The organism is Mesocricetibacter intestinalis (assembly GCF_004363295.1).
Taxonomy (GTDB): domain Bacteria; phylum Pseudomonadota; class Gammaproteobacteria; order Enterobacterales; family Pasteurellaceae; genus Mesocricetibacter; species Mesocricetibacter intestinalis.
This window is the reverse complement of record NZ_SNYQ01000007.1, coordinates 1-25867: the sequence shown is the minus strand read 5'-3', so window position 1 is coordinate 25867 and position 25867 is coordinate 1. Positions and strand designations below refer to the sequence as shown.

Sequence of the window (25867 nt, the reverse complement as noted above, 5' to 3'; positions counted from 1 at the left end):
GATATATTCGGAAACAATAAGGATAACTTAAGGGTCGGCCTTCTCAGCCGCATACCCTCGCCTCCCATATATCCGGCGTACGGAGCATACGTAAGGAGTTCGTTATGAAAACGAAGAAACATTTTAAATTTCCGACGGCATTCTCAATTTTATTTATCATACTGATTATCGCCGTCGGACTCACTTGGATTATTCCTGCCGGTTCCTATTCCAAACTAACCTATAGTCCCTCTGCCAATCATTTTATCGTTAAAAGTTATCAGCAACCCGATCAAGTCCTGCCGGCGACAAAAGAATCTCTCGATCAGCTCAATATAAAAATAGAGCTGTCCAATTTTACCGAAGGGGTAATTCGTAAACCCGTTGCGGTTCCCGGCTCTTATCAGCGGGTGGAACAAAATCCGAAAGGGCTGCAGGATATCGCCATTAGTATGGTGGAAGGCACCATTGAAGCCGCCGATGTAATGGTGTTTATCTTTGTCCTCGGCGGAATGATCGGCGTCATCAATAAAACCGGTTCCTTTAATGCCGGTCTGTCCGCCTTATCCAAACGCACCAAGGGAAACGAGTTCTTTATCGTCTTCAGCGTCTGCGTACTGATGGCTATCGGCGGTACCACCTGCGGTATTGAAGAAGAAGCGGTCGCCTTCTATCCTATTCTGGCCCCGGTATTTATCGCGCTGGGCTATGATGCGATTGTCTGTGTCGGTGCAATCTTTCTGGCCTCATCGATGGGAACCGCATTTTCCACCATCAACCCCTTTTCGGTGGTTATCGCCTCCAACGCCGCAGGTATCCAGTTTACCGAGGGCATAGCCTTCCGCGCAGTCGGTCTGGTGATAGGTTCCGCCGCCGTTATCGCCTATCTTTACTGGTATTGTAAAAAGTTGAAAGCGGATCCTAGTTTTTCCTATACCTATGAGGAACGGGAAGAATTTATCCAGCGCTATATGAAAAACTATGATCCGAGCCAAAATCTGGAATTCAGTGCCAGAAGAAAACTGATATTGCTGATCTTCTGCATCGCTTTCCCAATTATGATCTGGGGCGTGATGTTCGGCGGCTGGTGGTTCCCGCAAATGGCGGCTTCTTTCCTTACCCTGACGATTATCATTATGTTTATTTCCAAACTGTCCGAAGATGAAATCGTCAATTCCTTTACCGCCGGCGCCTCGGAGCTGGTCGGGGTATCGCTGATTATCGGCCTGGCGCGCGGGGTAAATCTGGTACTGGATGAAGGTATGATTTCCGATACCATTCTGGCCTATATGTCCGATATGGTGGCGGGTATGCCGATTACCCTGTTTATCCTCGGCCAGTTGGTGGTATTTATTTTCCTCGGCCTGTTCGTTCCTTCTTCTTCCGGGTTGGCGGTTCTTTCCATGCCGATTATGGCGCCCCTCGCCGATGCCGTCGGTATCCCGCGCCATATGGTGGTTTCCGCCTACAACTGGGGACAATACGCCATGCTTTTCCTGGCGCCGACCGGTCTGGTGCTGGTAACCCTGCAAATGCTGCATATTCCGTTTAATAAATGGGTCAGATTCGTGTTGCCGATGATCGGGGTGCTGTTGGTTATCGCATCGATTCTGCTCGTCATTCAGGTACAGCTTTACACTTAAAAAAAAGGTTGTTGCAGATCACAGTTCATCGGCAACAACCTTGTCTGACCATGGGAAGCGCATATAATAAAAGTGCATAACGAAGGGGAAACAAGAGGTAGTTCATGAGAGGCAAAGTGCTGGATAATATTGATACGCGGATTCTTCGAGCATTACAGCAAAAGGGACGTCTGCAAAATAACGAACTGGCACAGGAGGTCGGGCTTTCCAATTCCGCTTGCTTGCGCCGAGTGAATATTTTGGAAGAAAAAGGCATTATTGATAAGTATGTAGCTATTTTGAATCCGAAAAAAATCAACTGCAATCTGACCGTATATGTAATGGGTTCATTCTTTGAAGAAGATCTTAAACAGAGAGAACGTTTTATCTTTGAAATGAAGCTGATTCCTCAGGTTACCGAATGCCATCTAATGGCGGGCGATTTCGACTTTATTCTGAAGTTGCAGGTGGCGGATCTGGACGAATTCTACGCCTGCAAAAAAACTTATCTGACCAAAGATCTGGGTATTCGCAATATTAAATCCGAGGTTATTCTGAAAACCGTAAAAAATACCACCGAACTTCCCTTGTAAAAAAACTTGCCGTTTTTTGACCGCACTTTTCTTATCCAACAAAACAAAAAGGGTCGCAATAATACGACCCTAATCCATGGCGGAACCAGAACTATTTTTTCAGCTGCGGTAACGCCATATCTTTATTCACCGCCAGTAAACCGGTATTGGAATAGATGCCCAGTTTATCACGAGTATCGGTAATATCCAGGTTGCGCATTGTCAGCTGACCGATACGATCAATAGGATCAAAAGGCGCGTTTTCCACTTTTTCCATACTCAAGCGTTCCGGATGATAAGTCATATTCGGCGATGAAGTATTCAGAATCGAATAATCGTTACCGCGGCGCAGTTCAAGTACCACTTCGCCGGTAACTACTTTCGCCACCCAACGCTGAGCGGTTTCACGCAGCATTAATGCCTGAGGATCAAACCAACGGCCTTGGTATAGCAGGCGTCCCAGACGTAAGCCGTTAATCCGGTACTGTTCGATCGTATCTTCGTTATGAATGGCACTAAGCAGACGCTCATAGGCGATATGGAACAATGCCATTCCCGGCGCTTCATAAATGCCGCGGGATTTCGCTTCAATAATCCGGTTTTCAATTTGGTCGGACATTCCCAAACCGTGGCGGCCGCCAATACGATTAGCCTCCAGGAATAATTCCACCAGGTTATCGAAAGTCTTACCGTTCAGCTCGACCGGAACCCCTTCCTCAAAGCGTACTCTGACTTCTTCCGCTTTAACTTCGACATCCTCACGCCAGAAAGGTACCCCCATAATAGGTTCGACAATACGGATACCGCGGCTTAAAAACTCCAGATCCTTCGCCTCATGAGTCGCACCGAGCATATTCGAATCGGTGGAATAGGCTTTTTCCACCGACATTTTATATTTAAAACCGTTGGCAATCAGGAATTCCGACATTTCGTGCCGACCGCCCAGTTCATCGATAAACTGTTGATCCAACCAAGGTTTATAAATTTTCAGGCTTGGGTTGGTCAGCAAGCCGTAACGATAGAAACGCTCGATATCGTTACCTTTAAAAGTACTGCCGTCGCCCCAGATATTAACGCCGTCCTCTTTCATTGCGGAAACCAGCATGGTTCCCGTTACCGCTCGGCCAAGCGGCGTGGTATTAAAATAAGCCTGACCACCGGTGGAAACATGGAAAGCACCGGCCTGAATCGCCGCAATACCTTCATGCGCCAGCTGAGCGCGACAATCGATCAAACGGGCGTTTTCCGCACCGTATTCCATCGCTTTGCGCGGAATCGCATTATAGTCTTCTTCGTCCGGCTGCCCTAAATTAGCGGTGTAGGCATAGGGTACCGCACCTTTCTGCCGCATCCAAAGCAATGCCGCACTGGTATCCAGCCCGCCGGAAAACGCAATACCGACTTTCTGTCCGACCGGAACCTGCTGTAAGATTGTGTTTGACATAATTATTCCTTATTTTATTTGTTTTTCGTAATCGTTTGCACCCGGGCAAAATCAATATATTATCAATGAAAACCCACAGCTTTTCAACCGCACTTTTCAGCCTTACTCCGAGCCATTACTCAAACTCCGAAGGGGGAAAATTCTCTTCTCTCTGCACAAAAGCCTTGGGATCCGGATACTGATAAACAAAATCCAGTTCGCGACAAATTTTATCCGCGCGAATAATCCGCTGCGGATCCTCTGCACGGCAAATAAAGTGCGGTATTTCCAGGCCGAGTTTTTGTGCCGCACCGCAATAATATTCATTCCGGCTCGGATGCTTAGGCGCAACCAGATGGTAAAGACGATGGTAAGCGGGAATTTCCAGCAATAACTGAATGGCGCGAGAACAATCCTCAATATGCACCAGGTTGACCGGCGTATTGCCGCCGCTAATATCCTGTTTGCCGGCCAAAGAATGTACGGGGTGTCGGTCATCGCCGATAAGGCCGCCGAAGCGGATAATATCCACATCCACATCTTCCAGACCGAACAACCAGTTTTCAATCGCCAGCAAGGCCTTGCCTACTTCCGTCGTAGGCTGAGGCGGCGTATCTTCGGAATAAACCCCTTCGCACTCGGGAAATACCGATGTAGAACTAATAAAAACAATATGCCCCACCCCGCATAATAAAGCTTCGTTAACCAGATTCTGAATACTTCCGACATAATTATTCAAATCGAAAAAATACTCGCTCGGCGGTACATTTATCACCAGGGCTTCAACGGAAAGCAACGCCGTCAAATCATCGGGATCCGCATTGATTTCCGGGGTCAGCTCAAGGGGATAAGCCTCCAGGCGATTCAGGCGCATTTGTTCCGCCCCTTCGTGAGTACGTTTACTGCCCTTAACTTCCCAACCCAAATTACGTAAATCCCGTGCCAAGGGATAACCGAACCAGCCTAATCCAACTATCGAAACCGACCTCATAACCTGCCTATTGATTGAATAAACAAAAGTGCGGTGAATTTTACCTCAAAATTCACCGCAGCCCCTACTACTTCGTTAATAAATCCAATGCTTCTTGATATTTATCAACGGTTTTACGAATAACCTCCGCAGGAACTTTCGGAGCCGGCGGTTGTTTATTCCAACCGCTCTCATTTAGCCAATCCCGCACGAACTGTTTGTCGAAAGAGGGCGGATTAGTTCCTTCGCGGTAAGTTTCCAGCGCCCAGAAACGACTAGAATCCGGCGTTAACACTTCGTCCATCAGGGTAAGGGTTCCGTTTTCGTCCAAACCGAACTCAAATTTGGTATCGCAAATAATAATTCCTTTGCTCAAGGCATATCGGGCCGCTTCGGTATAAAGTGCAATCGCTTTTTCTTTTACCTGTGCCGCCAACTCTTTACCGATCAGGCGTTCGCATTCCGCATAGCTGATATTAATATCATGATTACCCACCTCTTCCTTGCTGGAAGGCGTAAAAATCGGCTCCGGCAGCTTACTGGCTTCAACCAGGCCTTGCGGTAAACGCAAACCGCAAATCGTGCCGGTTTGCTGATAATCTTTTAAACCGCTCCCGGTCAAATAACCGCGCACGATAGATTCGATTCTAAGCGGTGTCAGGCGCTTACATACGACGGCTCTGTCCTTTACGCTGTCCGCTTCTTCTTTCGGCAGTACGTCATAGGGACTGTCGCCGGTAAAATGATTGGGCATAATATGCGCCAATTTATTAAACCAGAAATTGGAAATACGGGTAAGAATTTCGCCTTTGCCCGGAATAGGATCATCTAGAATCACATCAAAGGCGGATAAGCGATCGCTTGCCACCATCAGCATTCGTTTCTCGTCAATCTCATACAGATCGCGCACTTTTCCCGAATAGATTTTGTTAAGACTTAATTCTGCCATGATGTTTGTACCTTGTTTTATTTACTGAAAAATCGGCAAAAATTATACCGCACTTTTAAAGCAATCGTTTGCATTTTTATAAAAAATTTTTTCTCCCGCTCCGCCGATAATATATGGGCTGAATTCGCCTCTTTCCCCCTTGCAATGGCGGAATATATCCCTTTCCGGATAGGAAGGTTGCGCAAGGCGGCAAGATAGGGGAAAATACCCGGCCTATAACTATAGTTTCATTCAATCATATACGGTTAAAAATGTCAGTAAACGATTATCCACAACAAGTCAGCAAACGTCGTACCTTTGCAATAATTTCCCACCCCGATGCCGGTAAAACCACTATTACGGAAAAGGTATTGCTATACGGACAAGCCATTCAGACCGCAGGTTCGGTCAAAGGAAAAGGCGCCGCCGCTCATGCCAAGTCGGACTGGATGGAAATGGAAAAGCAGCGCGGAATTTCCATTACCACTTCGGTGATGCAGTTTCCTTATAACCAATGTCTGGTCAATTTGCTGGATACGCCGGGACACGAAGACTTTTCTGAAGATACCTATCGCACCCTAACCGCGGTGGATAGCTGTTTAATGGTGATAGATGCGGCCAAAGGGGTTGAAGAGCGTACCGTCAAACTAATGGAAGTTACCCGCTTACGCGATACGCCGATTATCACCTTTATGAATAAGCTCGACCGTGATATCCGCGATCCGATGGAATTGCTGGATGAAGTGGAAAACGTACTGAAAATCCGCTGCGCACCAATCAGCTGGCCTATCGGCTGCGGTAAGCTCTTTAAAGGCGTTTATCATCTTTATAAGGACGAAACCTACCTGTATCAAAGCGGTCAGGGACATACCATTCAGGAAATCCGTATCATAAAAGGATTAAATAATCCGGAGTTGGATCTGGCGGTGGGCGAGGATCTGGCTCAACAGCTACGCGATGAACTGGAACTGGTACAAGGGGCTTCCAATCCCTTTGAACTTGAAGCTTTTCTGCAAGGCGAGCTGACTCCGGTATTCTTTGGTACCGCATTGGGGAATTTCGGCGTGGATCACTTCCTCGACGGTTTAACCGAATGGGCGCCGCCGCCTCAATCCCGCCAGGCCGACAGCAGAATGGTAGAGAGTACGGAAAACAAACTGAGCGGTTTCGTCTTTAAAATTCAAGCCAATATGGATCCGAAACATCGCGACCGCGTCGCTTTTATGCGGGTGGTTTCCGGTAAATACGAAAAAGGCATGAAACTTCGCCACGTACGTATCGGTAAAGATGTGGTAATTTCCGATGCGCTAACCTTTATGGCCGGCGATCGCACCCATGCGGAGGAAGCCTATGCCGGTGATATTATCGGTTTGCACAACCATGGTACCATTCAGATCGGCGATACCTTTACCCAGGGAGAAGAATTGAAATTTACCGGTATCCCGAATTTTGCCCCTGAATTATTTCGCCGTATCCGCTTAAAGGATCCCCTCAAGCAGAAGCAATTACTCAAAGGTCTGGTACAGCTTTCGGAAGAAGGCGCCGTGCAGGTATTCCGTCCGTTGGCGAATAACGATCTTATTGTCGGCGCCGTCGGCGTACTTCAATTTGACGTAGTGGTTTCCCGTCTGAAAAGCGAATATAACGTAGAAGCCATCTATGAAAACGTCAATGTGGCTACCGCCCGTTGGGTTGAATGTGCGCAAAACAAAAAAATGGAAGAATTTAAGCGTAAAAACGAACAGTATCTGGCGTTGGACGGTGGAGATAACCTCACTTATATCGCACCGACCATGGTCAATCTAAATCTGGCTCAGGAGCGCTATCCCGAAGTAATATTCTTTAAAACTCGCGAACATTAGCGATTAATCCTGTACATTGCCTAAAATCTATGGATAAAGGGAGGTTAACACCTCCCTTATTGTCATATTCCTTCTTGTTCCGGGAAACTTAAACTCGGTATAACTCGGATTAAAAAATTTCTATTTTTTTTCATTTTTTTTATATTTTCCTTATTTTATTTACTACTTTATTACTCATTCACATAGCCTTAACCGATAACTTGGCATATAATTCAATCAATATTCACATATTTATCCCCCTATTCGTGAATAATTATGATTTAGATCACAAAACAGAAATCTAATTACTCATATAAACGGATTTTTATTGTTACACTAATGTTGCAATAATAAAATTGTGGATATTATTTTCTAAGGATAATGATACAAAAATAGGGATTATTTAAAGGATTGTTATATGCTTACACCAAGAATTCTCATTGTTGAAGACGAAACTATCACCAGAAACACGTTGAAAAGTATTTTTGAAGCGGAAGGTTACGATGTTTTTGAAGCAACGGACGGAAATCAAATGCATAACGTACTCTCGTCGGAAGATATTCACCTGGTGATTATGGATATCAATCTGCCCGGGAAAAACGGTTTAATGCTTGCGCGCGAATTACGCGAAGATACCAATACCGCACTGATTTTTCTAACCGGTCGCGACAATGAAGTGGATAAGATTCTGGGGCTGGAAATCGGCGCCGACGACTATATCACTAAACCTTTCAACCCGCGCGAACTGGCTATCCGAGCCAGAAATCTGTTACACCGAACAATGGCGGAAGCGGATAAAGGCCATAGCGATGCCGTTGAGTTTTATCGTTTTAACCGCTGGACGCTGGATATCAATAAACGCGTGCTAATTAATCCCGAAGGCATTGAATATAAACTACCGCGCAGCGAATTCCGCGCCATGTTACACTTCTGTGAAAATCCGGGCAAAATTCAGACCCGTGAAGATCTCCTGAAAAAAATGACCGGACGCGAACTTAAACCTCAGGATCGCACCGTTGACGTAACAATTCGCCGGATTCGTAAACATTTCGAAGATCATCCCGATACTCCGGAAATCATTTCTACGATTCATGGTGAAGGTTACCGTTTCTGCGGAGAACTGGAATAAATTAAATCCATAAACCGATAAATAAAGTGCGGTGGAAAAAACTGATATTTTTTCCACCGCACTTTTGTTCATTATGCCTCTATTACGCCTTTGTTTATTATGTCGGCATTTAAATAGAAATTGCTTAATTTCAATTAAACCGGACGAATGCTCTCCATATCCAATTTTGCATCAAAGGTTGTTTGTAACAGAGCGATTTGTTTATCCTCCAGCAGCTGCCGTTTCGCTTCTTCACTTAGCTCCTGATACACTTTACGGCGATGATCCAATGGGGTCGGCAGATTTTCATCATCATTAAACTCAATGTTTAATTCCACTTCATAATGGTAAAATTCGCTTAGCGCCCGTTGCAAAATTTCGATGGATTTATCGCGCAAAAGATGCTTTTGAGCAGTACGCAACCCCAGTTTAAGACGCTTATCCTGATGCTCCAGCACCACCGAATTAAGCGCTATCTGTTTAATTAATTTGAGATTATCCAGCTGCAGCTGATCGACCAACCGAGTCCATTCGTCCCGTTCTCCGGCCATACGAATCACTTTTTCAATCAGCTCCGGAGTTTTTTCCTGTAAAATAGCCTGCTTAATATCGGAAGGGCGAACGGTATTCTGTAGCTGATCCAATTCCGGATTAGACCATTCCCAACGATAATTTTCCGCCGAATCGTTTTCTTCCTCCTCATTATCTTCCCGACTATCCGGACTGGCCGTATCCGTAACCACCGCAGGAGGAGGCTCCGTTTTATTGCTGTTAATGCTAATCAGGCGATCCAGTAAATCCCCTTTTGCTTTCCCTTTCGAGGCAACGGAAAGCACCGGCAGCTCTGTTACTTTTTTGTCGGTTTCCGCTGCCAAGGGATTTAATTTGCGAGGGTCAGTATTTTTTTTTTCCGTGCTTCCTTCCGCACTCTGTGCGCGCAGTTTCTGAATCTGCGCCAAAGCGCCGAAAACGGCCGAATTTGTCGAACCGCTACCTGCCTTCGCTACAGGTGCAGGATCCGAGGGGGGAGCTTCCTGCGAAGAAAGGGAGGAATGTCGTTCCTTAGCGCTACTAGCAGGAATAGAAGAAAAAACCGGAAGATCCGCCATATTATCCGTACCAACTTCCGCAGCCGAATCAGTCGCCTGATCTTTTTCCTGGGTACGGATAAATTTAGGATGAAAAGCCAGTGCGCGCAACAGGGTCATTTCCGCCCCGATACGTCGATTCGGTGCAAAAGGTAACTCTTTACGTCCCATAATCAGGGTTTGATAAAAAAACTGCACGTCTTCCGGGCTAATATGTCGGGCTAAAAAATCCACCTGAGTTTCGCTGCCGGAACTGTCGGACAGCAACTGGCGCATAGCGATGCGGTGTAATATTTCTGCGGTTTCTACCAACAGTTGTTCCCAGTCCGCCCCCTTTTCCGCCGCAGCCTGAATCACTTGCATCAGTTTTTCACCGTTGCCTTGCTGCAGCGCATATACAATTTCCGTGGCCTGGTTTTCATCCAGCAACCCCAGCATCTTATTAACAATATCCGAACCAATATTCGAATCGGACATGGCGATAGCCTGATCCGTCAAACTTAATGCGTCGCGAATACTCCCCTGTGCGGCCTTGGCTATTTTATCCAGCGCGGCTTCTTCATAGGGAATCTTTTCCGCCGTCAGTATCTGTGTCAAATGTCGGCTAATCTGGCTTGTTTCCAGCGCCTTTAGATGAAACTGCATACAGCGGGATAAAATGGTTACCGGTAATTTTTGCGGATCCGTGGTAGCCAGCAGAAACTTAACGTACTCCGGCGGTTCTTCCAAGGTTTTCAACAAGGCGTTAAAGGAATGGCGCGACAGCATATGCACTTCATCGATAAGATATACCTTAAAACGCCCCTGAACCGGTTTATACTGCACATTATCCAGCAGTTCGCGCGTATCCTCCACTTTGGTGCGGGAGGCGGCATCAATTTCAATCAGATCAATAAAGCGGCCTTCCTCCACCGCTTTGCAATGTTCGCATATTCCGCAGGGATCGGCGGTAATTCCTCTTTCGCAGTTAAGACCTTTCGCCAACAAACGGGCAATAGAGGTTTTACCTACACCGCGCGTACCGGAAAAAAGATAGGCGTGATGCAGTCGGTTTTCTTTCAAACCGTTGGTCAGTGCGGTCAAAATATGTTCTTGCCCCACAACTTCGGCAAAGGTTTTAGGGCGCCATTTTCTGGCTAAAACCTGATAGCTCACGACTTATATTCTCCCTTTGATAATCTTATCCCTGCCGCCCGGCGTTAATAGCCGGCAAAATCCACCAGGGTAAAAGGTTCCACACCTAAGCTGCGTAAACGCTGTTCGCCGCCTAATTCCGGCAGGCTGATAACAAAAGCGGCATCCGCCACTTCACCGCCCAAACGTCGCACCAATTTCACCGTAGCTTCCACCGTTCCGCCGGTAGCCAGTAAATCGTCGACAATCAGCACCTTATCACCGGCACTAACAGCGTCCTTATGGATTTCCAAGGTATCCTGGCCGTATTCCAGCTGGTATGACTGAGAAAGCGTAGCACGAGGCAGCTTGCCCGGCTTTCTGACCAGAATAAAAGGCAACCCCAAGGCAATGGCAATAGGCGCACCGAAAATAAAACCGCGCGACTCGGTACCTATAACTTTAGTGATAGGTTTATCCCGATACTGATCGGCAATCAGCTCCACAGTGGCGCGAAAAGCCCGGGGGACTTCCGTTAAACTGGTAATATCACGAAAAATAATCCCTTCTTTCGGATAATTAGGAATGGATTTAATCGAATCTTTAATCAATTGTAATTGTTCGTTCATTTAATAACCTAAAGTGCGGTCAAAAACAGACCTTGTTTTAAAAAAATCCAGAGCGTTGAATTTAAAGAATATTTGTGCGGATTGCAATGCCTAACGATAAATATCCTCACCCTCTTTACGGGTCTTCAGCAAGCGCAGAATCCAAACATATTGTTCCGGCGTCGGTGTTACGAAATCTTCAATTTCTTCATTCATCGCCCGCGCCGAGAGGACGGGATCATCGCTTAAAGACATGGCGGGATGAATTTCCATCTCATATTTTCCCCGTACGGCATTATAGCGCGGAAACATAGGTATCACCGCGGCTTTCGCCAATTTCGCCATTTTATTCAAGCCCGGCAACGTCGCCTTATAAGTGGCGAAAAAATCCACAAATTCACTGGCTTCCGCGCCATAATCCTCATCCGGCAAATAATAGCCCATTTCCCCCTTGCGTACCGCATTCAGAAAGGGCTTAATTCCGTTTTGGCGCGCATGCATTTTACCGCCGAAGCGTTGGCGGGTAATTGTCCATAACCAATCCACTAGGGGATTCCGATGGGGATTATACATAGAAGTCATCGGCATACCATGGGTATGCAGAATAATACCCGAAGCATCTATGGCCCAGCCGTGCGGCACCATTAGAATGATATTCAGCCCCTGTGCTTTAGCCGCCCGGATATGCTCCAACCCGCTGAATTCGCTGCGCCGCTGCAAATGGGACTTGGAACGTACGGCAATTTCACCGATACCAAGCATCACCTGCGTAACTGTTACAAACATTTGCTCTATCACCTGCTCGCGCCGAGCTTCCGTCCAATGCGGAAAACAATAGCGCAAATTAATCTGGGCGCGGCGGCGCTGCTTTTTGGCCTTACGCGCAATGATTTTACCCAATCCCTGCGCCAGCTTATCGCGCCAGCGATAAGGAACGAAGGCAAGGATCAGCAAGGCCAGCATACCCAACCATACGCCCCAGTAACGGGGTTGCAAATAAGACCATGAAAAATGCGCCTGATAGCCGCTTCGGGCGGTTAAACGAAGATTGTTTTGCGCTGACATCAGCTGAACCACCCCTGATCATATGCCATTTTAGCCGTCATAATAAAGGACACCACGACCACCATCGGACGAATCAGTGATTTTCCTTTTGCCAATACCATTTTGGCGCCTAAATTAGCACCGATAAACTGCCCGATCATCATCACCAATCCTACTGTCCACGCCATCTGTCCGCCGATTAAAAAGAAAATCAGCGAAGCGAAGTTGGAGGTGAAATTCAATACTTTAGCATGGGCGGTAGCTTTGGCCAGATTAAATCCGAGCAAGGTTACGCAGGCCAGACTAAATAAAGAACCCGCGCCGGGACCGAAAAAACCGTCGTAAAAGCCGATACCGAATCCGGCGCTAAAAGCAAAGGCGGCATAGGAGATACGCTGGTTACGATCCATATCCCCCAGATTCGGCGAAAACAGAAAATATAAACCTATGGCCAGAACTAAAAAAGGAATAATCTTTTTAATAACCGCACTGTCCACTAACTGAACCAGCAGAGTTCCGAATACCGCCCCCATAAAGGTCATCAGTATCAGCAGCCATATTTCCGATAAATTTACCGCACGTCGGCGGATAAAATACAAACTGGCGGAAAAAGAACCGCCGCAGGACTGTAGCTTATTGGTTCCAAGCGCCATTGCGGGCGGCATTCCCGTCATCATTAAAGCGGGAATCGTAATCAAACCGCCGCCGCCGGCAATGGCATCGATAAAACCTGCAAGCAAGGCGACCAGAAATAAAAGGCCGATAATTTCAACACTGATTTCCATTTTGATTCCTTAGCACTTATTCGAGCCATTCGCTGCGATCAGGCGAACTCATCACCTGTTGGCATAAAAAAGGTTCCGGCGGTATGCGCTTTGCCGTTACCCCGGCGGAAGGTTTGGCCGGTTTAAACCAAGAAGACAGTTCCTCACCGCAACCGTCGCCGGCCGGAACGGGCGCCTGTTCCTCACAATAAGCCGCACCTTTCGGACAGGCTAAGCGCACATGAAAATGAGCGTCATGTCCAAACCAGGGACGGATTTTCTGTAGCCAGCGGCGATCATTACCGGCGGTTTTGCACAATTTAACCTTAATCGCCGGATTCACGAAAATTCTTGTTACCTGTTGATCTTCCGCCGCCAAACGAATCAGTTCGGTCTGATTCCGACTCCAGGCCTTTTCGTCCACCACCCGTAAACTGCGGTTTACCATTAGGATCGCGGTGGGATTTAAGGCTTCCCGATCGGAAAGGCTGCCCATTTTCAGCCAAATATCCGCATCCAGACCCATTTGATGACTGGCATGGCCGGTCAGAAAACGTCCGCCGCCGGGCATCGCAATATCACCGACCAGCATATCCGGCAGGCCCGCGCTACGGACTTTTCGGCCTAAGCGTTGCAAATAGGCGATCATCTCCGGATGTCCGTAATAACGGTTTTTACCCGCACGGATAACCTGATAGCCCTCACCGCGTAAAGGTAATGCCTGGGCGCCGATAATGCAGCCGTTAGTATAATTGCCTATAGGCTCCGCCGTTCCCGGAATGGGGCGCTTGACCCGCTGCCAATCCTGCGGTGCGGCCTGTATCGTCCCGCTAAAAATAAACAATGACAGGATTATCCCGAAACAGGAAAAAATCGGCATATTATATCTCATACTTCACCTTATTCTAATTCTTCGTTATCCGGCTTATTTTATTGCTTTAGCAGCCAAATCCGCACTGAGCGCGGAAGCGCAATAAGTGATCCAGCAATACGATCGCCGCCATGGCTTCCGCAATAGGTACCGCTCGAATCCCCACACAGGGATCATGCCGTCCTCTGGTAACCACTTCAACCGCCTGGTTATCCAGATCTACCGAACGTCCCGGAATTGTAATGCTAGAGGTGGGTTTCAGCGCTATGGTCGCGATAATCGGCTGTCCGGAACTGATTCCGCCTAGAATTCCGCCAGCATGATTGGATAAAAATCCCTGCGGTGTCATTTCATCACGGTGTTCGCTGCCGCGCTGGTTCACCACAGCAAAACCATCGCCGATTTCCACCGCCTTAACCGCATTAATCCCCATTAACGCATGTGCAAGATCCGCATCTAAGCGATCAAACACAGGTTCGCCTAATCCGGCCGGCACCTTCTCCATCACGACCCTTAGTTTAGCCCCCACGGAGTCGCCGGTTTTTTTCAGTTCGCGAATTAAAGCGTCAAATTTTTCCACCGCACTTTTATCCGGGCAAAAGAAGGGATTTGCCGCAACCTCTTCCCAATCTATACGAGAAATATCCTGCTCGGCGATTTTAATTTCCCCCATTTGCGATAAAAATCCGCGCACTTCAATACCGAAAGCCTGGCGCAGATATTTTTTCGCGATAGCGCCCGCCGCCACGCGCATGGCGGTTTCTCGCGCAGAAGAACGACCGCCGCCGCGATAATCACGAATACCGTATTTTTGCTGATAGGTAAAATCCGCATGACCGGGCCGAAATTTATGCATAATTTCAGAGTAATCCTGCGACCGTTGATCGCCGTTTCGAATCAGCATACCTATGCTGGTTCCTGTGGTTTTACCTTCGAATACCCCGGACAAGATTTCCACCCTGTCCTCTTCCCGACGCGGCGTGGTATAACGCGAAGTGCCGGGTTTGCGTCGATCCAAATCCGGTTGAATATCCGCTTCGGATAACTCCATGCCGGGCGGTATGCCGTCCACAATACAGCCTAGGCCAATGCCGTGCGATTCACCGAAAGTAGTTACCCGAAAAAGCTGTCCGATACTGTTTCCCGCCATATTTTATCCTTATGTTAATTCTGTACTGCAATTTGCTGCGAAGCGACTTTCATTTCTTCTCCGCTACTTTGATTTTTAATAAATACGTCCAACTGATTAAAGGCGATATCAATATCGTTTTCGGCGAACAGCTGATTAATGCGCCGGTTTAAAATATCAATCGTCGGATTTCTGTCGCTGATCTGATCCACATAAACCCGCAGTTCATGATCTAGGGTGCTGGCGCCGAAACTCAGGAAATAGGCGCTCGGCGCAGGATCCTTCAATACCTTATTGTTTTCATGAGCCGCCTGCAACAACAGCGCCTTGACTTTTTCCAAATCGGAACCGTAAGCCACGCCGATACTGATCACAATACGCGTGGTACTACTGCTCAGCGCCCAGTTGACCAGACGCTCGGTTACAAAGGCTTTATTCGGTACTATGACTTCTTTGCCGTCAAAATCCACTAAGGTTGTGGCACGAATCCGGATTTTCGATACGGTACCGCTGAACTGGCCGATGGTAATGGTGTCGCCGATACGTACCGGGCGCTCAAACAGAATAATAATCCCGGAAACGAAGTTAGCGAAAATTTCCTGCATACCGAAACCGAGACCGACGGAAAGTGCGGCAAATAGCCACTGAAGTTTCGACCAAGACATACCCAGGGTGGCAAAAGCAAAGGCGCCGCCGACGGCGATAATGGCATAAGTCAGCAAGGTCGTGACTGTATAAGGCGTTCCCTGCGATAATTTAACATGGGAGAATACCAAGGTTTCCAGTAACCCGCCAATATTCCGGATCAAAACATAGGTAACGGCGACAATCGCAACGGCGACCAACAGATTCAGCAAGGTAATGGATTCCAGTGCGGTACCCGCTTCTGTTACGACCGATTGCTGCCATAGGGTTACCCCGTTCAGATAATAGGCAACGGTAACAAGATCCGACCATACCCAATAGAGCAGCCCGAATAAGCCGATCCAAAGGACGAAATCGGTAATTTTAAGTACCTGGTTCTTAATTTCACTCACCGCCAGGCTGTCATTCTGTACTTCAAAAGCCGCTTCCTCGGTGCGCGGTTGTTCATTATCCGCTTTTGCCAACGCCAATTCGCGTTTTTCTTTCAAGCGCCGAGCGGCAAGACGACGGGCGCTTACGGAAAAACCGCGGTATACCGTATTCCGGATCACAATCCAGGTAACTATGGCGAAATAACTTGCGATTAAATGTTCGATAATCACCAGCGAGGTATAATAATAGCCCATAGCGATCAGTATAATCAGCGCGATAGGCGCCAGTAATAACACGGCCCGCGCCAGATAAAGCATATAATGCCGTCTGCCCCCCTGAGCATCGGTTTCATGCTGATAATCGGAAATCGCCCGTCGGAATGCCGGCGCCACAATAAAGACGGTAATCGCCAGTACAATCATCGTCATGGTTTCGCCCAGCACATCGTAAGAAACCCCCATTTCCAGATTGGTGAAAATTGAGGTATTGAGCAATAAGGCGATAACCCAGGCGGAGCGTTTTAAAATGGAACGGAAAGTTTCATTGCTTTTCGGCGGCATATTAAAATGGCGATAGGCAATACCGTTAGGACGCAGCATCGCCAGCATAAAGGCGAAATACAGCCAGTAACCCGCCATCTTCATGCCCCAAGGCCAAACTTCCGTCGGATCCTGGAAACCGATATAAGTAACCAGAATAAATGCGGTCAGAAACATAAAAGTGCTCGGCAAACAAAGGGCCAGCGTCCAGAAAATCGCTTCCGGAGTATGCCATTGACTGTCGGTATTGACACTTTTCAGTTTATTATTCAGGCGGGTCAGCCGCTGTTTGATTTTTTCTTTTCTCTTCAAAATCAATGCGGTCAGCGCAAGCAACAAGGTAATTAACAATGCGGCCGGAACGATATTATCGCGCCAGTTGGAAAAATCCAGTTTTTTACCGATATCGCGCAACTGCATACCGGTAAGGGCAAAAAAGTTTTTAAACCATTCCGCATCAATAGCGCCGTTACTTTTTACCCAGAAACTCTGCTGTTTCAGTTTATTCTGTAAGCTGTCGCTAATCGTTTGTACCTGTTGCTGATTCAGCTCGATGTTAATGGATAAATTGAGCTGATTGTTCAGCTGTTTAATCAGATCCGACAGAATTTTATTGCGTTCCTGAATAATGCCGCTAAGCTGTGTCCGCTCCTTATCGGTAAATGTGGTTTTTTCGTTTTTTTCCAGCTCCGTCATATAAGAGGAGGTATCCGTCGAACGATCTCTCAATTCGGTAATATCGAAAATTTTAACCCGCAAATCCGCAATCTGTTTTGACAGCCCTTTAATCATCTGATCCTGCGGCAAGGACTGTTTCTGCTTATTAATAATACGGGACAATACCAAGGTTCCCTGTAAGGCGCTGATCTGTTCTTCTATATTACGCTGAGTCTGTTGCAGATTATCCAGAACGCTTTTGATGCGTAAATTATCCTGAGAAAGCATATTCAGCGCTCGGGTCTGTTCGAGCAGTTCTTCGCTGAGTCTGGTATTTAAATCCAATTCGCGCAAAATAACCGGATTGGTATCCGTATTAGTATTTTTCTGCTGAGATTCCGCCGCTTGTTTCAGCTGATTCTGAGATTCCTGTAAATTTTTCGAGTTTATCACCGTTTGCAGCTGTGTCAGGCGGGTTTGCAAAATTTGCTGTTCCAGTGTTTTTTCTTCAACCTGAGCGCTGTAAAGGGCGGTCAGCGCATCATTCCCATTAAGCTGAATCTGATAATAGCTGTTCTGTAAATCTAACAGGGTTTGCTGGGTTTCCAGTTTAGCTTTAAGCCCGCCGGAAATATTCGCCGCCGACAGTCGATTATTAATTTGCTGGCTCTGGGTCAAATTTTCAGTTAATGCCGCCTGCGCCCGCTCAGGTACGCTTTTCTGAGCGGATAACGCCGCATTAAGGGAGGTGAGTTCCGACTGGTTCTGCTGCTGCAAATTCTGAATCTCGCTCACCCTTGTCTGTAACTCGGATAACGAGAGTTTGGCCAGGGCATCATCGGAAAAAACGTTGTTATCCGTCTTCAGCTTTTCAATATTCGCTTTACTCGCCGCCAGCACCTTTGCCGAGGTATCTATTTGCTGACGCAGCTTATCATTTTCGTTTTTCTGCTGCTCGACCTGTTTAAGCAGATCCAGAGTTTGTTCCAACTCCTGTAAGGCGCCTTTATTCTTCTCCGCATTAGCGCTGTCCTGCTTTAAGCTGTCAATCTGTTTTTGAATATCCTTCTCGCTCGGCAACTCCGCCGCAAATCCCGTCGCCGTTATTCCGAAAAGTAAGCCTAATAGGCAAAAATGGCGAAATTTCATCATGTTATCACTTTCCTAATAATTGAATTAACTCTGCCTGAAGACGTTGTCTTGAGATTTTAATCGCCCCCTCCTGCAATTTCTCGCTGTGCAGCGGAAAATATGCTACGGGCTGTTTGTATTTCTCAATTTTATCAGACAACCAAAGCTTTAATTTATTCACTTGTTCCATATCAAAACGAGTTTCGAAGGCAATGAGAGCCACCGGGCGCTGACCGTATTCCGGATCATTTTTGGGCAGCACGAACACCTGTTTTACCCCGCCGAATTGCTGAATAATCCCTTCGATTTCTTCCGGTTGAATATTTTCTCCGCCGGAAATAAACATATTGTCCAGGCGCCCCAGAATTTCCAGTTCCCCCTTTACCCAACGGGCCTTATCCTTGGTTTGCAGCCAACCCTGCTCATTAGTTAGGGGAACGATAGTTCCTTGTTGCCAATAACCCTTTGCCAGCCCGGCCCCCCGCAACCAGAGTTCTTCCCCGACTAAAAGATATTCGCGTTGGTTTAAGGCCTGACCGACGCCTTTACTTCCGTCGCTTTTCTTGGCGAAAACCGTAGAGGCCATTTCCGTCATGCCGTAACCCGAATAGGAACAAATTCCCCAATGCGCTAATTCCTGAGTCAGTGCGAGCGGAATCTGACTACCGCCCAACAGGATGTGGCGGGTATTCACATTCTGTTTGCCCTTTTCGGCCAAATAAGCGAGAAAGCGGCTCAATTGTGTAGGTACCAAGGATACATGGGTTGCCCGCGCCACGGAAGCGTAAAAATCCGCAGCGGCAAGGTGTAACTCGGCGCCGCTATATAACCAACGCCATACAATCCCCTGCCCAGAAACATGATATAGGGGTAAAGAAAGCAGCCAGCTGTTGCCGCTGCCGAACTCGGTCAGTTCGCATACTCCCCGAGCATTGGCAAAATGGGCGGCGATATCATGTACAACCGCCTTGGGCAAACCGGTCGAACCGGAAGTTAAGGTCAGGGTATAGGGAGATAAGGGAAGATCCGATGCAATATATTCTGTTGCAAGAGGAAAAGAGCGGTGTTTTTTTTCAATTTTTTTTTGCCCTGCCGCTACGCCCTCCGCCAGCGGAGGTTCAAATAAAATACAGAGCGAAATATGGTTGCGCGCACATAATTCCTGTCTTTTCTGCGGAGTAAAGGCGGGATTTATCCCCAATACCCGGGCACCTAACTGCAACCCCGCCAGATAATGGCAAAGTAAATCAAAGCTGTTTTTACCGCACAGCGCCAATCCCTGCCCGGGTTTTAGCCCCTGTGCCGTTAACCCCTCGGCACATTGTCCGATACTAAGCGCCAACTCCGCCCAGCTAAAAACATCGCCCTGCGAATGATCCCGCAAGGCGATTTTATCTTTTAGGGCGGGAGAAGCCGCATAGACTTGCCAGGCGAACATCTCCTCCCCGGAGGCATGATTAAGCGGCGACAAAATAAACTCTAACCTCATCAATTAGGCTTTCCGGCAGGTGCATTTCACGCATCACGCCTTCCAGCATAATCATTTTACGTCCGCTGTTGGTATTAGTGATCACCCAATAAGGGGTGTCGGGGATCTGCTTAGGTTTGGTGTGATTGCCGGCGGCCAGTAATACGGCTTCATCGCGGGCAAAATACACCCTTGTCCGTCCCTGTACGCTTTCGGTTTCGGTGGCTAAGGCAAAACTTTCCGGGTTTGTTCGGTACAATGCGGTCAAAATACTTAAAAAACGCACCACCGCTTTGGTTTCCTGGCGGAAAGCCTCCGAATCCAGCACAGCTCGCAACTTTGTTACCGTTTGTTGAATAGCTTGCTGAGGTTGTTTCTTTGCCGCAGGTTTTGCTGGGCTTGAGACGGCGGGCGCTATCCCTCGGGCGGAAAAATCGCCGGAATGCTCAGGGCGTTTTTCTTCCGCTGCAGCATCGGCGGCACGAGCTTCGGGATTAAAATCAAGGGAATTGGAACTCACGCCGGAAGAAGGTAAATTAAGCAGGCGACGTAAAATATCCGACGCACTTTCACCGATGGATTGGGTTTTTCCGGCAATATACTGATAAAGTTCTTCATCTACTTCGATAATTTTCATTTTATTCCTGCCAATAAATAACTTGATCCCTAACAAGATTTTGCACATTATAACCATTTATTTACAAATACTCCATTGAAAATAATGCACGCGCCAAATTTACTCAGCTATCAATTTCATCAATTAAAACAAAAAACTACCGCGCCGGTTCTGGTTTTTTTACATGGTCTGTTCGGTGATATGAATAATCTCGGCGTTATCGCCCGCCATTTTGCTCGGGATTATTCTATTCTGCGGGTTGATCTGCGCAATCACGGTCATAGCTTCCACAGTGAGGATATGGACTATCACCTCATGAACGGAGATTTACTCAACCTGTTCGAGCATCTGAATTTAGAACGCTTGATACTCATCGGTCATTCCATGGGAGGAAAAACCGCTATGAGCTTTGCCGCCGCTTATCCGCAACTGCTTGAGAAACTGGTGGTTATCGATATAGCGCCTGTGATATATGATAATCACGGACATGACGGCGTATTCGAAGGCCTATTCGCCGTACGACAGGCTCGTCCCGAGGATCGTCGTCAGGCCGATGAGCTGTTGGCGCAATATATCGACGAACAAAGCATACGTCTGTTTATGCTGAAATCCTTTGATCCGCAAATGCCGGAATGTTTCCGTTTCAACCTCAGCGCACTACATCGCAACTACCCCCGCTTAATGGGCTGGCACGAATGCCGCTTTAACAAACCGACCCTGTTTATCAAAGGCGGGCTATCCGACTACATTCAGCCGGCTCATACCGATGCCGTACTGACGCAGTTCCCACAGGCCAGCGCCTTTACCGTGAACGGTGCCGGCCATTGGATTCACGCCCAGAAACCGGAAATCGTCGCTCGAGTAACCCGGCGCTTTTTGGAACAGCCGTAATTCTCTGTTTAAATCGGCTTGCAAGTGTGCTATAGTTCGCAATATTTAGCAAAGAAGAAAATCATTCTCATCTTGAGAATGATTTATCGCTTCTCTGGCTTGTATTTCAGCGAATTTAACCATGGCAAAACAAGATGCGGATTGCATTACTTTGGATCTGTTCCATGATATTCCGAAGGTCGGACGCCCGAAAACAAATCCGCTGCCGCGCGAACAACAAATCCGGATTAACAAGCGCAATCAGTTAAAACGGGATCGGTCGAGCGGATTAAAGCGCGTCGAACTGAAACTGCATACCAGTCTGGTTCAACGCCTAGAAGAAGAAGCGGGCAAAAAAAATATCAACAGAGCGGAAATGATCGAAAGTATTCTGCAAAATTATTTCAATACTCAGAACAACAAATAAGAATAGGTAAAAAAACAAATGGCTATTGTCGGTTTATTTTACGGTAGTGACACAGGCAATACGGAAAATATTGCCAAAATGATTCAAAAGCAATTAGGCAGCGAACTGGTGGATATCCGCGACATTGCCAAAAGCAGTAAAGAAGATATCGAAGCTTATGATTTCTTAATGATTGGTATCCCCACCTGGTATTACGGCGAAGCGCAATGCGATTGGGATGACTTTTTCCCAACCCTAGAAGAAATCGATTTCAGCGATAAACTGGTCGCTATCTTCGGTTGCGGCGATCAGGAGGATTATGCCGATTACTTCTGCGATGCCATGGGTACGGTGCGCGATATTATCGAACCCCATGGTGCGATTATCGTCGGTAACTGGCCGACGGAAGGCTATAATTTTGAATCTTCGCGCGCCTTAATAGACGACAAGACTTTCGTCGGGCTCTGTATCGACGAAGACCGCCAACCCGAACTGACTGCCGAACGCGTGAATAAATGGGTCAAACAAGTTTATGATGAAATGTGTTTAGCCGAACTGGCTTAATACGGGGAGAAAAAATATGTCCGAAGAAAATATTAAGTTGCTGAAAAAAGCCGGCTTAAAGATCACCGAACCGCGCTTGACCATATTGGCATTGATGCAGGAACACAAAATGCAGCATTTCTCTGCCGAGGATATTTATAAAATGTTGCTGGAAAAAGGTGAAGAAATCGGGCTTGCCACCGTATACCGCGTACTCAATCAGTTTGATGAAGCGCATATTCTGATCCGCCATAATTTCGAAGGCAATAAATCGGTATTTGAGTTAGCGCCGAGCGAACATCATGATCATATTATCTGTGTGGACTGCGGTAAAGTCTTTGAATTCAATGACGATATCATCGAAAAACGCCAGCGTGAAATCAGCCGTGAACATGGTATAAAACTGGCTTCACACAGCCTGTATCTGTACGGTAAGTGCGAAGACATCGCCCATTGTACGGAAAAAGATAAGAAATAGGTTCTGCAAAGCTATCCCGCCGGATAGCTTTTTTATTGCCGTCCGTTTCCGTAGCGTCTGTTATCCCCGCTCCCTTAGCCGATAAAAAACTCCGGCGTTTTTGACCGCACTTTTGCCCTTTAGTCGCGTTGTCGCTTCCCTATTTCCATTACCGCCGATAATGCTGCCGCCGACCAATATTCCCTAGGGGATATTCAGTTTTTATGCTATAATCCGAGCAGTTTTTTATAAGGAAATCAGGAAATTTAAATGGCCGAATTAGTCCAAGATATTACCCCCGTCAGTATTGAAGAAGAATTGAAATCCTCATACCTGGATTATGCCATGTCCGTTATCGTCGGACGTGCCTTACCCGATGTGCGGGACGGTTTAAAACCCGTTCACCGCCGCGTACTGTTTTCCATGGATCAAAGCGGAAACACATATAATAAGGCTTATGTAAAATCCGCCCGTGTGGTCGGTGATGTAATAGGTAAATATCACCCTCACGGCGACAGTGCGGTATATGACACCATCGTGCGTATGGCGCAGCCTTTTTCACTGCGCTATATGCTGGTGGACGGTCAGGGTAACTTCGGTTCCATCGACGGCGATGCGCCGGCGGCGATGCGTTACACCGAAGTGCGGATGCAAAAAATTACCCAGGAATTATTAACGGATCTGGACAAAGAAACCGTCGATTTTTCCCCGAACTACGACGGTAAGGAACTGATTCCGGACGTTCTGCCGACTAAAATTCCCGCTCTGCTGGTTAACGGTTCTTCCGGGATTGCGGTCGGTATGGCCACCAATATTCCGCCGCACAACCTGGGAGAGGTGATGGACGGCTGTCTGGCTTATATTGATAACGAAGATATCGGTATCGATGAGTTAATGCGCTTTATTCCGGGCCCTGATTTTCCGACCGCCGCCTTAATCAACGGCCGCCGCGGTATTGAAGAAGCCTATAAAACCGGACGCGGTAAAGTATATGTACGCGCTAAAGCGGTTATCGAAACCAACGATAAAGGGCGCGAGCAAATTATTATTACCGAGATTCCTTATCAGGTAAATAAAGCCAAACTGGTGGAAAAAATCGGGGAACTGGTACGGGATAAAAAAATCGAAGGCATCGCTGGCGTTTTAGATCTTTCCAACAAGGAAGGGATTCGCCTTGAAATCGATATTAAACGCGATGCGGTAGCGGAAGTGGTACTCAATCACCTGTACGCCCTAACCCAGATGCAGGTTACTTTCGGTATTAATATGGTTGCGCTGGATCACGGTCAACCGAAATTATTCAATTTAAAACAGATTATCGAGGCCTTTGTTAAACATCGGCGCGAAGTGGTTACCCGCCGCACCGTATTTGAATTACGTAAAGCTCGCGAGCGCGCCCATATTTTAGAAGGTCTGGCCATCGCCTTGGCCAATATTGACCCGGTAATTAACCTTATCCGCGCGTCCAAAACCGCGGAAGAGGCACGCGAAGGATTGCTGGCGCAGGCATGGCAACTGGGTAATGTGGCGCCTATGCTGGAAGCCGCCGGAGTGGACGCCTCGCGGCCGGAAGACTTACCGCCGGAATGCGGTGTGCGCGAGGGTCTGTACTATCTTTCCGACGCACAGGCACGCGCTATTCTGGAATTGCGCCTGCACCGTTTAACCGGGTTGGAACATGAAAAAATTGTTGAAGAATATAAAGATATTCTGGTGCAAATCGGCGAACTGTTGCATATTCTGACCAGTGCGGAGCGCCTGCGCGAAGTTATCCGCGAAGAACTGGAACTGGTAAAAGCCAACTTTAACGATGCACGCCGTACCGAGATTACCGCCGCTTCCGGCGATATCAATCTGGAAGATTTAATCGCTCAGGAAGATGTGGTGGTAACCCTCTCGCACGAGGGCTATGTCAAATACCAGCCGATTACCGATTATGAAGCCCAACGCCGCGGCGGAAAAGGGAAATCCGCCACTAAGATGAAGGAAGAAGACTTTATCGAGCGTTTGTTGGTCGCTAACACCCATGACACCATTCTCTGTTTCTCCAGTCGCGGGCGTCTGTATTGGCTGAAAGTCTATCAACTGCCGCAGGCAAGCCGCGGCTCACGCGGTCGCCCTATCGTGAATATCCTGCCGTTAGAGGAAAATGAACGCATTACCGCAATTCTGCCGGTAGCCGCCTATGATGAAGATAAATTCGTATTAATGGCGACGGCGGGCGGTATTGTGAAGAAAACCGCGCTAACGGAATTCAGCCGTCCGCGGGCAAACGGTATTATCGCCGTGAATCTGCGCGAAGAGGACGAACTGATAGGCGTAGATATTACCGACGGTAACAATGAAATTATGCTGTTCTCGGCACAAGGGCGGGTGGTACGCTTTAATGAAAATGCGGTAAGAGCCATGGGACGTACCGCTACCGGCGTGCGCGGAATTAAACTGGCACTTAGCAATGATTTCGCAGAAGAGGAAAACCTCCCGGATACGGAAGAAGCTTCCGATGAGAATACGGAAGAAAATCTGGATCTGAATATCGATAAAGTGGTTTCTTTAGTGATTCCGAAAAATGAAGGTGAAATTCTGACCGCCACTCAAAACGGTTATGGTAAGCGTACCGCATTGACGGAATATCCGGTGAAATCTCGTAATACCAAAGGGGTTATCTCGATTAAAGTCAGCGAACGCAACGGTAAAGTGGTCGCCGCCGCTCAGGTTGAGGAAAGCGATCAGATTATGCTGATTACCGACGCCGGTACCTTGGTACGTACCCGCGTTAGCGAAGTGGGTATCGTCGGCCGTAATACCCAGGGGGTACGTTTAATTCGTACGGCGGAAAACGAACAACTGGTCAGCCTGGAGCGAATTTGCGAGGTTGATGAGGAAGAGGGCGAAGAAAACGCCGCAGCGGAAAATGAAGCCTAAAGCCGAGGATTAATTAGCCTCTCTGCAATAAAGCCTGTTATATAACAGGCTTTATATTTAGCATTTCCTACTCGGTAAAAAAAGGCATAATGGACAAAAGTGTTGGTAAAAAGAGGGTTAAAGCCATATAGTAAAAGGCTTTAACCCTCTTTTTTGACTTATGAACGTAAAAAATGTA

21 protein-coding genes are annotated in these 25867 nt (G+C 47.4%); 9 read left to right on the top strand and 12 right to left on the bottom strand.

What is annotated here, in order from left to right; translation table 11 throughout:
- Positions 1 to 104 precede the first annotated feature (104 nt).
- Positions 105 to 1622 (top strand): YfcC family protein, encoded by a 1518-nt coding sequence (locus EDC45_RS08225; RefSeq protein WP_133545300.1) that lies wholly within the window; start codon positions 105 to 107, stop codon positions 1620 to 1622.
- 104 nt (positions 1623 to 1726) lie between these two features.
- On the top strand, positions 1727 to 2194 hold the full coding sequence (locus EDC45_RS08220) for an Lrp/AsnC family transcriptional regulator (protein ID WP_133545298.1): 468 nt from the start codon (positions 1727 to 1729) through the stop codon (positions 2192 to 2194).
- Positions 2195 to 2285: 91 nt separating this feature from the next.
- Here the strand turns inward: EDC45_RS08220 and argG are convergent, their stop codons facing one another.
- The 3 genes from argG to EDC45_RS08205 all read right to left on the bottom strand — a co-directional run bounded on the left by argG (position 2286) and on the right by EDC45_RS08205 (position 5515).
- A complete protein-coding gene (gene argG / locus EDC45_RS08215; protein WP_133545296.1) occupies positions 2286 to 3617 on the bottom strand; it encodes an argininosuccinate synthase in 1332 nt (443 codons plus the stop codon).
- Positions 3618 to 3732: 115 nt separating this feature from the next.
- Positions 3733 to 4587 carry an SDR family oxidoreductase gene (locus EDC45_RS08210; protein WP_133545294.1) on the bottom strand — a complete coding sequence of 285 codons (855 nt, stop codon included), beginning with the start codon at positions 4585 to 4587 and terminating at the stop codon, positions 3733 to 3735.
- 67 nt (positions 4588 to 4654) lie between these two features.
- The gene (locus EDC45_RS08205) at positions 4655 to 5515 is read right to left on the bottom strand and encodes a phosphoribosylaminoimidazolesuccinocarboxamide synthase (protein WP_133545292.1); all 861 of its coding nucleotides are present in this window, start codon (positions 5513 to 5515) and stop codon (positions 4655 to 4657) included.
- 251 nt (positions 5516 to 5766) lie between these two features.
- Here EDC45_RS08205 and prfC point away from each other — a divergent pair, with 251 nt between their 5' ends.
- The gene (prfC, locus tag EDC45_RS08200) at positions 5767 to 7356 is read left to right on the top strand and encodes a peptide chain release factor 3 (protein WP_133545290.1); all 1590 of its coding nucleotides are present in this window, start codon (positions 5767 to 5769) and stop codon (positions 7354 to 7356) included.
- A 397-nt stretch (positions 7357 to 7753) separates the two neighbouring features.
- Entirely contained in the window at positions 7754 to 8464 is a 711-nt protein-coding gene (arcA, locus tag EDC45_RS08195) for a two-component system response regulator ArcA (protein ID WP_133545288.1), read from the top strand.
- 134 nt (positions 8465 to 8598) lie between these two features.
- On the opposite strand, the gene dnaX is transcribed toward arcA, so the two are convergent.
- The 9 genes from dnaX to seqA all read right to left on the bottom strand — a co-directional run bounded on the left by dnaX (position 8599) and on the right by seqA (position 20509).
- Positions 8599 to 10686 (bottom strand): DNA polymerase III subunit gamma/tau, encoded by a 2088-nt coding sequence (dnaX, locus tag EDC45_RS08190; protein ID WP_133545286.1) that lies wholly within the window; start codon positions 10684 to 10686, stop codon positions 8599 to 8601.
- 44 nt (positions 10687 to 10730) lie between these two features.
- Positions 10731 to 11273, bottom strand: a complete 543-nt coding sequence (gene apt, locus EDC45_RS08185) for an adenine phosphoribosyltransferase (RefSeq protein WP_133545284.1) — start codon at positions 11271 to 11273, stop codon at positions 10731 to 10733.
- A gap of 90 nt (positions 11274 to 11363) precedes the next feature.
- Entirely contained in the window at positions 11364 to 12317 is a 954-nt protein-coding gene (gene lpxM, locus EDC45_RS08180; protein ID WP_166635123.1) for a lauroyl-Kdo(2)-lipid IV(A) myristoyltransferase, read from the bottom strand.
- Entirely contained in the window at positions 12317 to 13081 is a 765-nt protein-coding gene (locus EDC45_RS08175) for a TSUP family transporter (RefSeq protein ID WP_133545282.1), read from the bottom strand. The genes lpxM and EDC45_RS08175 overlap by 1 nt, the downstream gene beginning before the upstream one ends.
- Before the next feature lie 16 nt (positions 13082 to 13097).
- Positions 13098 to 13940, bottom strand: coding sequence for a penicillin-insensitive murein endopeptidase (gene mepA, locus EDC45_RS08170; protein ID WP_133545421.1), 843 nt, complete (start codon positions 13938 to 13940; stop codon positions 13098 to 13100).
- A gap of 58 nt (positions 13941 to 13998) precedes the next feature.
- Entirely contained in the window at positions 13999 to 15081 is a 1083-nt protein-coding gene (aroC, locus tag EDC45_RS08165) for a chorismate synthase (RefSeq protein WP_133545280.1), read from the bottom strand.
- A 14-nt stretch (positions 15082 to 15095) separates the two neighbouring features.
- Positions 15096 to 18425 (bottom strand): mechanosensitive channel MscK, encoded by a 3330-nt coding sequence (gene mscK / locus EDC45_RS08160; RefSeq protein ID WP_133545278.1) that lies wholly within the window; start codon positions 18423 to 18425, stop codon positions 15096 to 15098.
- Positions 18426 to 18429: 4 nt separating this feature from the next.
- Positions 18430 to 19842 carry an o-succinylbenzoate--CoA ligase gene (gene menE, locus EDC45_RS08155; RefSeq protein WP_133545276.1) on the bottom strand — a complete coding sequence of 471 codons (1413 nt, stop codon included), beginning with the start codon at positions 19840 to 19842 and terminating at the stop codon, positions 18430 to 18432.
- A 19-nt stretch (positions 19843 to 19861) separates the two neighbouring features.
- A complete protein-coding gene (gene seqA / locus EDC45_RS08150; RefSeq protein WP_133545274.1) occupies positions 19862 to 20509 on the bottom strand; it encodes a replication initiation negative regulator SeqA in 648 nt (215 codons plus the stop codon).
- 84 nt (positions 20510 to 20593) lie between these two features.
- On the opposite strand from seqA, the gene EDC45_RS08145 reads away from it, so the two are divergent.
- From EDC45_RS08145 to gyrA, 5 genes are all read left to right on the top strand, one after another.
- A complete protein-coding gene (locus tag EDC45_RS08145) occupies positions 20594 to 21379 on the top strand; it encodes an alpha/beta fold hydrolase (RefSeq protein ID WP_133545272.1) in 786 nt (261 codons plus the stop codon).
- Between the two features lie 121 nt (positions 21380 to 21500).
- Positions 21501 to 21785: a LexA regulated protein gene (ybfE, locus tag EDC45_RS08140; protein WP_133545270.1), complete on the top strand. Its 285-nt coding sequence runs from the start codon at positions 21501 to 21503 to the stop codon at positions 21783 to 21785.
- Positions 21786 to 21803: 18 nt separating this feature from the next.
- Positions 21804 to 22328: a flavodoxin FldA gene (gene fldA / locus EDC45_RS08135; protein ID WP_133545268.1), complete on the top strand. Its 525-nt coding sequence runs from the start codon at positions 21804 to 21806 to the stop codon at positions 22326 to 22328.
- A gap of 16 nt (positions 22329 to 22344) precedes the next feature.
- Complete coding sequence (gene fur, locus EDC45_RS08130; RefSeq protein ID WP_133545266.1) at positions 22345 to 22785, top strand: ferric iron uptake transcriptional regulator; 441 nt, start codon at positions 22345 to 22347, stop codon at positions 22783 to 22785.
- Positions 22786 to 23034: 249 nt separating this feature from the next.
- Positions 23035 to 25689 (top strand): DNA topoisomerase (ATP-hydrolyzing) subunit A, encoded by a 2655-nt coding sequence (gyrA, locus tag EDC45_RS08125; protein ID WP_133545264.1) that lies wholly within the window; start codon positions 23035 to 23037, stop codon positions 25687 to 25689.
- Positions 25690 to 25867: the final 178 nt, after the last annotated feature.

What these genes read in the sequence shown, in the direction of transcription:
- EDC45_RS08225 (WP_133545300.1), top strand. Translation starts at nt 105, where the DNA reads ATGAAAACGAAGAAACATTTTAAATTTCCGACGGCATTCTCAATTTTA.
- EDC45_RS08220 (WP_133545298.1), top strand. Translation starts at nt 1,727, where the DNA reads ATGAGAGGCAAAGTGCTGGATAATATTGATACGCGGATTCTTCGAGCA.
- argG (WP_133545296.1), bottom strand. Translation starts at nt 3,617, where the DNA reads ATGTCAAACACAATCTTACAGCAGGTTCCGGTCGGACAGAAAGTCGGT.
- EDC45_RS08210 (WP_133545294.1), bottom strand. Translation starts at nt 4,587, where the DNA reads ATGAGGTCGGTTTCGATAGTTGGATTAGGCTGGTTCGGTTATCCCTTG.
- EDC45_RS08205 (WP_133545292.1), bottom strand. Translation starts at nt 5,515, where the DNA reads ATGGCAGAATTAAGTCTTAACAAAATCTATTCGGGAAAAGTGCGCGAT.
- prfC (WP_133545290.1), top strand. Translation starts at nt 5,767, where the DNA reads ATGTCAGTAAACGATTATCCACAACAAGTCAGCAAACGTCGTACCTTT.
- arcA (WP_133545288.1), top strand. Translation starts at nt 7,754, where the DNA reads ATGCTTACACCAAGAATTCTCATTGTTGAAGACGAAACTATCACCAGA.
- apt (WP_133545284.1), bottom strand. Translation starts at nt 11,273, where the DNA reads ATGAACGAACAATTACAATTGATTAAAGATTCGATTAAATCCATTCCT.
- lpxM (WP_166635123.1), bottom strand. Translation starts at nt 12,317, where the DNA reads ATGTCAGCGCAAAACAATCTTCGTTTAACCGCCCGAAGCGGCTATCAG.
- EDC45_RS08175 (WP_133545282.1), bottom strand. Translation starts at nt 13,081, where the DNA reads ATGGAAATCAGTGTTGAAATTATCGGCCTTTTATTTCTGGTCGCCTTG.
- mepA (WP_133545421.1), bottom strand. Translation starts at nt 13,940, where the DNA reads ATGCCGATTTTTTCCTGTTTCGGGATAATCCTGTCATTGTTTATTTTT.
- aroC (WP_133545280.1), bottom strand. Translation starts at nt 15,081, where the DNA reads ATGGCGGGAAACAGTATCGGACAGCTTTTTCGGGTAACTACTTTCGGT.
- mscK (WP_133545278.1), bottom strand. Translation starts at nt 18,425, where the DNA reads ATGATGAAATTTCGCCATTTTTGCCTATTAGGCTTACTTTTCGGAATA.
- menE (WP_133545276.1), bottom strand. Translation starts at nt 19,842, where the DNA reads ATGTTCGCCTGGCAAGTCTATGCGGCTTCTCCCGCCCTAAAAGATAAA.
- seqA (WP_133545274.1), bottom strand. Translation starts at nt 20,509, where the DNA reads ATGAAAATTATCGAAGTAGATGAAGAACTTTATCAGTATATTGCCGGA.
- EDC45_RS08145 (WP_133545272.1), top strand. Translation starts at nt 20,594, where the DNA reads ATGCACGCGCCAAATTTACTCAGCTATCAATTTCATCAATTAAAACAA.
- ybfE (WP_133545270.1), top strand. Translation starts at nt 21,501, where the DNA reads ATGGCAAAACAAGATGCGGATTGCATTACTTTGGATCTGTTCCATGAT.
- fldA (WP_133545268.1), top strand. Translation starts at nt 21,804, where the DNA reads ATGGCTATTGTCGGTTTATTTTACGGTAGTGACACAGGCAATACGGAA.
- fur (WP_133545266.1), top strand. Translation starts at nt 22,345, where the DNA reads ATGTCCGAAGAAAATATTAAGTTGCTGAAAAAAGCCGGCTTAAAGATC.
- gyrA (WP_133545264.1), top strand. Translation starts at nt 23,035, where the DNA reads ATGGCCGAATTAGTCCAAGATATTACCCCCGTCAGTATTGAAGAAGAA.